Raw genomic sequence first — 2,644 nt, 5'->3', positions numbered from 1 at the left:
CCCGCGAGGTCGTCCTCCTCGGCAGCACCGGCTCGATCGGCACGCAGGCGCTGGAGGTGGTGCGCGCCGCGCCGGGGCGCTTCCGCGTCGTGGCGCTGGCCGCCGGCGGCGCCGACGTCGACGCCCTGGCCCGCCAGGCGCTCGAGCACCGGGTCGAGCTCGTCGGGGTGGCCCGCGCCGACGTCGCGGACGCCCTGCGCGAGGCGCTGGCCGCCCGGGCCCGCGCCGCCGGCGCCGCCGTGCCGCGCGTGGTCGCCGGCCCGGGCGCCGCCGAGGAGGTCGCCGCCCACCCGGTCGGGCCCGGCGGGGTCGTGCTCAACGGCATGACCGGCTCGGTCGGGCTGCGCCCGACGCTGGCGGCGCTGGCCACCGGCCGCACCCTCGCGCTGGCCAACAAGGAGTCCCTGGTGGCCGGCGGCCCGCTGGTCACCCGCGCCGCCGCCCCCGGCCAGGTGGTGCCCGTGGACTCCGAGCACTCCGCGCTGGCGCAGTGCCTGCGGGGCGGGCGCGCCGAGGAGGTCGCCCGGCTGGTGCTGACCGCCAGCGGCGGGCCCTTCCGCGGCCGCCGCCGCGAGGAGCTCGCCGACGTCACCCCCGCGCAGGCGCTGGCCCACCCGACGTGGTCGATGGGCCCGGTGGTGACGACGAACTCGGCCACCCTGGTCAACAAGGGCCTGGAGGTCATCGAGGCCTCGCTGCTGTTCGGGATCGGCTACGAGCGCATCGACGTGGTCGTGCACCCGCAGTCGGTCGTGCACTCGATGGTCGAGTTCACCGACGGCTCCACCCTCGCGCAGTGCTCCCCGCCGGACATGCGGCTGCCCATCGCCCTGGGCCTGGGCTGGCCGCAGCGGGTGCCCGCAGCGGCCGCCGCGGTGGACTGGGCGCGGGCCGCCACCTGGACCTTCGAGCCGCTGGACGCCCGGGCCTTCCCCGCGGTCGACCTGGCCCGCGAGGCCGGCCGGCGCGGGTCCACCGTCCCGGCGGTCCTCAACGCCGCCAACGAGGAGTGCGTGGCCGCCTTCCACGCCGGCGCGCTGCCCTTCCTCGGCATCGTCGACACCGTCGCCGCCGTCGTGGGCGAGCACGAACCCGGCGGCGACCCGCGCGACGTCGAGGACGTCCTGGCGGCCGAGGACTGGGCCCGGGCGCGCGCCCGCGAGCTGACGGGCACGGCCGCGTGAGCACCGTCCTGCTGTGGGCCGTCGGCATCCTCGCCGCCGCGCTCGGGGTGGCGCTCTCCATCGCCCTGCACGAGGTCGGCCACCTGCTGCCGGCCAAGCGCTTCGGCGTGAAGGTCACCCAGTACATGGTCGGCTTCGGCCCCACGCTCTTCTCCCGCCGCCGCGGCGAGACCGAGTACGGCCTCAAGGCGATCCCGCTGGGCGGCTACGTCCGCATGATCGGCATGTTCCCGCCGCAGCCGGGGGACGCCCCCGGCCGGGTGCGGGCGAGCTCCACCGGCCGCTGGGCGCTGATGGCCGAGGAGGCCCGCCAGGCCAGCTTCGTGGAGATCGCCCCCGGCGAGGAGGCGCGCACCTTCTACCGCCTGCCGGTGTGGAAGCGCGTCGTGGTCATGGCCGGCGGCCCGTTCGTCAACCTCCTGCTGGCCCTCGTGCTCACCGCGGTCGCCGCCAGCGGCATCGGCCGCCCGGGCTACGTGCCGACGCTGTCGGCCGTCTCGCAGTGCGTGCAGCCGGCCGGCAGCACCGCCACGAGCTGCGCCGCCGCCGACCCCGTCGCCCCGGGGGCCGCGGCGGGCCTGCGCCCCGGCGACGAGGTCCTGGCCCTCGACGGCGCGCCCGTGCGCGACTGGGAGTCGCTGTCGGCGGCGATCCGAGAGCGCGGCGGGCAGCCGGTGCAGCTCCTGCTCGAGCGCGACGGGCAGCGGCTGAGCGTGAGCGCGACGCCCGTGCTCACCGAGCGCGAGGTCCTCACCGCCACCGGCGAGCCCAGCGGGCGCACCGAGGAGGTCGGCTTCCTCGGCGTCTCCCCGAGCATCGCCGTCGTGCGCACCCCGCTCGCCGAGGTGCCGGGCGTGGTCGCCGAGCAGGTCGAGGGCACCGCCGCCATCGTCGCCCGGCTGCCCCAGCGCCTCTACGACGTCGCCCGGGCCGCCTTCGGCTCGGCGCCGCGCGACCCGAACGGCCCGATCGGCGTCGTCGGCATCGGGCGGCTGGCGGGGGAGCTGAACGCCCGCCCGGCGATCATCCCCGGCGACGAGCTGGCCGAGCGGACCTCGCGCATCGTCTCGCTGCTGGCGGGGCTCAACGTGGCGCTGTTCGTCTTCAACTTGATCCCGCTGCTGCCCTTCGACGGCGGCCACATCGCCGGCGCGCTGTGGGAGGTCCTCAAGAGGGCGCTGTTCCGGCTGCGCCGGCGCCCCGACCCCGGGCCCGTCGACGTGGCCAAGGCCATGCCGCTGGCCTACGGGGTCTCCCTGGTGCTCGTGGGCATGAGCGTGCTGCTGCTGTACGCCGACATCGTGCGGCCCGTCACCCTGGACCAGTGACGACCACCCCGCGGGCGCCCGGCGGCGGTCCTGCGGGCGCCCGGCGGCGGCCCCGGGCGGTGAACGTCCGGTGACGGGCGCCGGGGGGTGCTCGCCGGTCCGCCGCGCGGGGTGATAATCGAGCCCGTGAGC

Annotated in this window: 2 protein-coding genes; both read left to right on the top strand. The window is 77.6% G+C overall.

Annotation, left to right across the window (positions count from 1 at the left end; translation table 11 throughout):
• The coding region (dxr, locus tag GTQ99_RS22025) for a 1-deoxy-D-xylulose-5-phosphate reductoisomerase (protein WP_166617825.1) at nt 1-1,184 on the top strand (1,184 nt) is incomplete at its 5' end.
• Complete coding sequence (locus tag GTQ99_RS22020; RefSeq protein ID WP_166617824.1) at nt 1,181-2,512, top strand: site-2 protease family protein; 1,332 nt, start codon at nt 1,181-1,183, stop codon at nt 2,510-2,512. The genes dxr and GTQ99_RS22020, both read left to right, overlap by 4 nt.
• Nucleotides 2,513-2,644: the final 132 nt, after the last annotated feature.

It is taken from the genome of Kineococcus vitellinus (assembly GCF_009906315.1).
GTDB lineage: Bacteria > Actinomycetota > Actinomycetes > Actinomycetales > Kineococcaceae > Kineococcus > Kineococcus vitellinus.
This window is presented reverse-complemented; position numbering and strand designations above follow the sequence as displayed.